The 6000-nt window shown below is 41.2% G+C and carries 7 protein-coding genes; 4 read left to right on the forward strand and 3 right to left on the reverse strand.

Annotated elements, in window-relative coordinates:
- Nucleotides 1–344 precede the first annotated feature (344 nt).
- The gene (locus tag IQ259_RS13240) at nucleotides 345–581 is read right to left on the reverse strand and encodes a DUF4327 family protein (protein ID WP_015115066.1); all 237 of its coding nucleotides are present in this window, start codon (nucleotides 579–581) and stop codon (nucleotides 345–347) included.
- Nucleotides 582–870: 289 nt separating this feature from the next.
- Between IQ259_RS13240 and IQ259_RS13245 the strand changes: the two genes are divergently transcribed.
- On the forward strand, nucleotides 871–1098 hold the full coding sequence (locus IQ259_RS13245; protein ID WP_193885402.1) for a hypothetical protein: 228 nt from the start codon (nucleotides 871–873) through the stop codon (nucleotides 1096–1098).
- 81 nt (nucleotides 1099–1179) lie between these two features.
- Here the strand turns inward: IQ259_RS13245 and IQ259_RS13250 are convergent, their stop codons facing one another.
- On the reverse strand, nucleotides 1180–2649 hold the full coding sequence (locus IQ259_RS13250; RefSeq protein ID WP_193885404.1) for a DUF4335 domain-containing protein: 1470 nt from the start codon (nucleotides 2647–2649) through the stop codon (nucleotides 1180–1182).
- Complete coding sequence (locus tag IQ259_RS13255) at nucleotides 2646–3272, reverse strand: DUF3038 domain-containing protein (RefSeq protein ID WP_193885406.1); 627 nt, start codon at nucleotides 3270–3272, stop codon at nucleotides 2646–2648. Before IQ259_RS13255 ends, IQ259_RS13250 begins: the two co-directional genes overlap by 4 nt.
- A gap of 448 nt (nucleotides 3273–3720) precedes the next feature.
- Here IQ259_RS13255 and IQ259_RS13260 point away from each other — a divergent pair, with 448 nt between their 5' ends.
- The 3 genes from IQ259_RS13260 to IQ259_RS13270 all read left to right on the forward strand — a co-directional run bounded on the left by IQ259_RS13260 (nucleotide 3721) and on the right by IQ259_RS13270 (nucleotide 5813).
- Nucleotides 3721–4239 carry an adenine phosphoribosyltransferase gene (locus IQ259_RS13260; protein ID WP_193885408.1) on the forward strand — a complete coding sequence of 173 codons (519 nt, stop codon included), beginning with the start codon at nucleotides 3721–3723 and terminating at the stop codon, nucleotides 4237–4239.
- 131 nt (nucleotides 4240–4370) lie between these two features.
- On the forward strand, nucleotides 4371–5411 hold the full coding sequence (locus IQ259_RS13265; RefSeq protein WP_193885410.1) for an ABC transporter permease: 1041 nt from the start codon (nucleotides 4371–4373) through the stop codon (nucleotides 5409–5411).
- Nucleotides 5412–5525: 114 nt separating this feature from the next.
- A complete protein-coding gene (locus tag IQ259_RS13270; protein WP_193885411.1) occupies nucleotides 5526–5813 on the forward strand; it encodes a hypothetical protein in 288 nt (95 codons plus the stop codon).
- Nucleotides 5814–6000 lie beyond the last annotated feature (187 nt).

The raw sequence follows: 6000 nt of genomic DNA on the forward strand, positions 1-6000 counted from the left end.
TAACCCTGTCACCTGTCCTCTGTTACCTGTCACCTGCTATAAAAACTGCCCCGGTTAGCTAACCTAGATAAAATACTCAAAGTTATGAAAATGGATTTACGCAACAACTTTTCTTGAAAAATTCACGATAGGTGATGATTTTGCCCAAGATGATGAGAAAAGTTGTCTAAATCAAACTTTAATGCTTCCGCAATGCTTATTTTTAGAAAAAATAATAGAAGACTCTGGATTGGGGAATATTTGTCAAAAACAGAGACTACACCTCAAAAGGTTGGGCGGTAAATGGTTCTTTGTCAAATTTCAACATCCAAAAAATATACTCCCAATCCAAAATCATAGACTGATTAGTCATTGTCCCATTGTTCACGACCAATTAGGTCGCCAATGCGATCGCGTAGTAGAAAGTCGCATTTTTCCAACTCGCATTCAACGCACACCCACTCTCTTGCTGGGATGTATTGGCAGAGTGTATATATTGGCTGTTGTCGGCTAACCATCCCTTTATGCACCAGTCGGCGTGCTTCGTCTTGGATTACATCTAGAGAGTAGTAATTGATAGAAGGCACCGTATTCACACTCATGATTTTTACTCACACATTTATACGTAGATAGTATTCCCACTTATAAGGGGGAACGAACATGACAGAGATTAAACTTGTGGCTAGGGTTTTGTATTTTGCTATACGGAACTAGTTTTATTTTGACGCTGCACCTCTTCAAATTATCTAAAGAAATGTTGCGAAAGTCAACGTTTCCTGACATTAATCTAAGCTACAGTTAATACAAAAATCTTGCAGTGGTTAAATTTACTTCTGATAAAGGTTGCGCTTAACCCCATCCAGATTGAGAACGGGAGTTTTGTCAGAAGATGTGAGGATATATCATTGTAAAGAAATACATATAAAAAAGAAGAAAATAGGAATATTCAAAATCAACAGCGATCGCTGGAACCCAAATAGCGCTATTCAGTATCACATTGAAGAAATTTCGCCAAAAATTTTTACTCAAACCCTGCGTAAACTAGGGCGAGATGAATCACCAGTAAAACCCACATTCCAGAAGTTTCTCAGTTCAGAAGACGATACTTTTGGCAAGTAACAACGAGAAACAGAAGAGTTTATCGTTGTTCATCAGGAAATGTGGGTTGAAATCTGATAATTTACAATTCATCCTGATTAGTTACTGATATCCCTGCCAAGGAGTCACTTCCAGTTTGCCATTAGGATTGAAAACTATTTGGAAGTGAGCCAGAGGTTCTTGATTGTTAGGCGCTGCACCATTGGAACCATAAACGGCTTGAAACATGTTTGGTAGCGGTGTTTCGCGGAAATAATCGAAGGCAACCTGGTTCAGTGGTTCATAATCAGCAATGATGCCTTCTTGATTGACTGCCACTCGATATCGCAAATCTTTTCTGTAAGTAGGAGTGCCTTTCCAGTTTTGGCGAATGGTGTTGTATAGCTTTTGGTTTAAATTTTTAACTGTATTAACGTCCGTGATTTTTTTGCCAATCACCTTTGGTGTACTGGCGTATCCACGCCAAGGGCTAACTTCTAGCACACCTTTGCTTGTAAAGACTACTTTAAATTGGGCTATGGGTTCTTTTACAATGCTAGGGCGATTTGTAGGGTTGTAAAGTAGCTTTGGTAGAGGGGTTGACTCGATGCCTTCATTTGAGCCTTGATTTACGGCTTTATAACCAACGATCGCACCATCACCAGCAACACCCACACGATAAACTAAATCTTGTTTCACTGCCGCGCGGCTATTCCAGGCGGGATCAATTTGATTCCAAACTTGACGATTTAACGCACGTAGCTGGGATGGATCGATAATTTCCGAAACTGTATTTAAAAGTGCTTCTAAATCTGCTGTCGGGGCTGTTGTAGCAGATGTGGGAGTTGGGGTAGGAGTTGTAGCAGCGATCGGAGTTACAGTTGCTAAGGGAGATGTCGCATCTGTAGGAGTTATGGTCGGTGTTGCCGCAGTATTAGTACTAGGTGTTGGTGTCGCGCTACTCTGGGTTTCAGGCTGCGTCTCTGGTGGACGAACTTGGGGAGGTGGAATCAAACTAAAAGCAACTGCGGCCACTGCTACACTTGCAACTCCAATACTTGCTGGTACTGCTTGCTTGAGTACAACTTCATTCGCACCACCATAGCGTCTGGCAACTGGTTGTAGCTCTAGTGATAACTCTGATAAGGTTTGGGTGTCGGCAAAAAACTGATCTACAGCTTCTACCAAATCAAATAACTGCACCGTATTCATATCTACTTGAATAGGTGATTTAGGATGGTTTGAATTCGACTCAAAACCTTCTGTCGTGTTTTCCGAATGGATAATTAGTCTATGGCGGTTATGATCAATTTTTTGTAATTCTACTAATTCCGAGTCCTGGTTATGAGCTTGCGGATTCGGCACATTACTTAAAAACTCTTGCCCATAGCCACTAACAGCCCTCACCAAACTTTCAAAAAATTCGCGGCCTCCTACCAGAGGCTGCTTATAACCAGATATATAGCACTCTACATTTACCAATATTGATAATTCTGGACGCAGTTCCTGTAAATGTGCCGCCCTGGTGGCATCACTTAAACCCTCTAAAAGCAACGTACAGTTAGGCAGACTGTACTTACGTTGAATGTTCATTCCACTTCCCCGTCAAAAAGACTAATCCAGAACCGCTGCATTCCAGCCGTACCAGTACAAAATAGTAGTTTTTCTAACAAATTAATCGCTAACTCATCTAATTTTTCATCAGAAGTTAATGCTAGTACGCCAGAACGTCGGGCATTCATTCTACTTCTAAAATGTACTCGAAAGCGTTCTAGATAATTAGATAAACGCAAATTTTGTTCTAGGGGGATCTGCTTGTCATTCATTTGCTGATAGATCATTAGCATCTGGCGGATAACGACTGTTAACCGCCGGGCAATGTAGCAAGCAATCACCACTAAGGCTTTTGCCTCCAGAATGGTTAAGGGGCGACGGATATTAGCTCGACGCATTGGGTTAGAGCTACGCATCCGCCATAAATTTACCCGATTTTTAATAATTTCTTTTAAATCCAACTCTTCAGCAAAACTCAGAATTGCTTCTGAACCACCAAGCTCTAAAGCTTCAATTGCCAGTAAAATGAGGTCAATTTGCACCCTTGTTCTGGGTGGGCATCCTTGTCCTGCGATCGCCGGATCTGGTAACGTATCCAGAATCATTGGCATTGATGCAGGCGCGGGACTGTTGAACGGCGTTAAGCTCGCGGAGACATTCATTCTATAATTTACCTTGTGCGCTTCCAACAGACTAGATACAACTAGTACAACTAAATTTAAGATAAGTAGCCAAAAAATAACATTAAACTTGGGGCAGTAGCCATATTACTTGACGTATACATGGCTTAACTTGTTCTAATACAAGGTTTGCGTATACTTAAATTTCAGTTTTTCAAGCTCCAGTTTACCTTCCTTTGGTATGAGTACCAGTCCATGTTTAAGCTTGGTGTAGATTCTCCGTATCGTCAATGGATGATGATACTAGAACCTCGAAGTCAAGCGTATGACATTATAGTGTACGATTTTTCAGGTAATGGGGACTGACAAGTAAAAGCATGAAGTCTCAAGTGTGAAAGTGCTTGGTCAATAGTCATTGGTCATTTGTTATATTTTCCCCCTTACTCCCTGCCCCCTGCCCCGTTTCCTCTTCCTACTCCCTAATTGTTTTATGGATTTAAAATCTCTAGTTCGTGACATCCCAGATTTTCCCAAGCCCGGCATTTTATTTCGGGATATTACTACTCTACTGCGTGACCCAGACGGATTGCGATACACTATTGACTTTTTTACAAAAAAATGCAATGAGGCAGGATTCACGGCAGATTATGTTATCGGTATGGAGTCACGGGGATTTATTTTTGGCGCACCTCTAGCTTATAAATTAGGCGCTGGGTTTATTCCTGTCCGCAAAAAAGGTAAGTTACCCGCAGCGGTTCACTCAATTGAATATCAACTAGAGTATGGTACTGACTGCTTGGAAGTACATAAAGACGCTTTGCACCCAGGGAGCCGAGTTTTAATTGTGGACGATTTGATTGCTACAGGTGGTACAGCCAGTGCTACAGCAAAGTTAGTCCAGCAGATTAGCTGTGAACTAGTTGGTTTTGGGTTTATTATCGAGCTACGGGATTTACAAGGGCGTAAACATCTACCAGATGTGCCAATTATCTCGTTGATTGAATATTAGTCATGGCTCAATAGTCAAAGGACAAAAGCCCAAAGATTCATGTGTGGAATCAATTGAATATCCAGACATCTAAAATTCCCAGCCAAGCGTTTCCCTATGGGGTCAATCCAAAATCTAAAATCTAAAATTGTATGACGGCTACAAAAATTTCCTTGGAGACAGGTCGAGATTGGCTGATTAGGCTAGTCACGAATGAAACTTTTATTTATGTGGTGAAAAGGATATTGCAAGCGCTGTTTACCTTATTGTTAGCATCAGCGCTGTCGTTTTTCATCATCAAATTGTCTCCAGGGGATTATGTAGATACCCTGCGGCAAAATCCGAAAATTTCCCCAGAAAGAATTGAGGAAATTAGAAGACAGTTCGGTTTAGATAAGTCTTGGGGTGAGCAATATTTCTTGTGGCTGTGGCGAATCTTTACCAAAGGAGATTTTGGTACAAGTTTTGTCTATCAGCGTTCTGTAGCGTCTTTGTTATGGGAGCGAATACCTGCAACCTTATTATTAGCGATCGCTTCTTTAATTGTGACATGGGCGATCGCTATTCCTTTGGGTATTATTGCTGCTGTCAAGCAAAATCGCGCTACAGACCGCATATTACAGGTATTTAGCTACGCTGGACAAGGATTTCCCAGTTTTATCACCGCCCTATTCTTATTAATATTTGCCCAATTTACCTCACCTTTGTTTCCAGTAGGTAGCATGACTAGCATAGATCATGCTGATTTATCTTGGTTTGGTAAAATTCTTGATGTCGGCTGGCACATGATCTTACCCACTATTGCTTTAAGCATCACTAGCTTTGCTGGTTTGCAGCGCATTACTCGTGGTGAATTATTGGATGTTTTACGTCAAGATTATATCCAAACTGCCCGCGCTAAAGGACTGCCAGAAAATCGAGTAATTTACGTTCATGCACTCCGCAATGCCATAAACCCCCTAATTACTTTGCTAGGTTTTGAGTTAGCTAGTTTATTAGGTGGCGCATTCATCGCTGAACAGTTCTTTAACTGGCCTGGTTTAGGAAGACTAACCCTACAAGCTGTGATCGCTAAAGACCAATATTTAGTCATGGCCAGTCTAGTTATGAGCGCTGTACTGTTGAATGTAGGCAACTTACTCGCAGATTTATTATTAAAGGTAGCCGATCCTCGAATTCGTTTAGATTCTTAGATATTGATCAAGAGTCAATTTAATTGGCTCTTGAATTGTGCTGTATATTTCATACTTCATACTAGCCTGCGGCAAGCCCCTAAAAGCGTCTACACACTTCACACTTCATTCAGTATGCTTTCCGAAGTTTATTATCTAGTACGTGCAAAGGCTGATGGTCGTTATCTTACAGCTCGGCCTAACTCTGAAGAATCAGGTTATGTACTGCTGTTTCGAGAAAACTTTGATGCTTTAAGCTATCTCAACACTCACGCAGCAGAGGTGGCAAATCGCTTCGCTGTAGAGTCTCTCCCAGGGAGTCAACTAAGTAGCTTGCTCAAACGCTGGGGTTTTATGGGGGTAGCTATTGTTACCGATCCTTTGTTACCCAAAGTCGAGTTTTTAGGGACTTCCAGAGAATAAAGTATACAACTTATGAAAATGATAATCATTCCGGTGGGGGGAAGGGAAAGGTTGCCGTTAGCAACCTTTCCCTTCCCTTTTTGTAGTAAATTCAATGATGATTCGATTTTGGATGTGCATAGGTGTCAATGGAATTAACAGATTCACTAAAGCATTTGTTGAAGGAAACTGCACAGCAATTAAAAGG

This window comes from Fortiea sp. LEGE XX443, from assembly GCF_015206815.1.
Taxonomy (GTDB): domain Bacteria; phylum Cyanobacteriota; class Cyanobacteriia; order Cyanobacteriales; family Nostocaceae; genus Nostoc_B.

Coding starts and splice junctions, on each gene's coding strand:
- IQ259_RS13240 (WP_015115066.1), bottom strand. CDS start 581: ATGAGTGTGAATACGGTGCCTTCTATCAATTACTACTCTCTAGATGTA.
- IQ259_RS13250 (WP_193885404.1), bottom strand. CDS start 2,649: ATGAACATTCAACGTAAGTACAGTCTGCCTAACTGTACGTTGCTTTTA.
- IQ259_RS13255 (WP_193885406.1), bottom strand. CDS start 3,272: ATGAATGTCTCCGCGAGCTTAACGCCGTTCAACAGTCCCGCGCCTGCA.
- IQ259_RS13260 (WP_193885408.1), top strand. CDS start 3,721: ATGGATTTAAAATCTCTAGTTCGTGACATCCCAGATTTTCCCAAGCCC.
- IQ259_RS13265 (WP_193885410.1), top strand. CDS start 4,371: ATGACGGCTACAAAAATTTCCTTGGAGACAGGTCGAGATTGGCTGATT.
- IQ259_RS13270 (WP_193885411.1), top strand. CDS start 5,526: ATGCTTTCCGAAGTTTATTATCTAGTACGTGCAAAGGCTGATGGTCGT.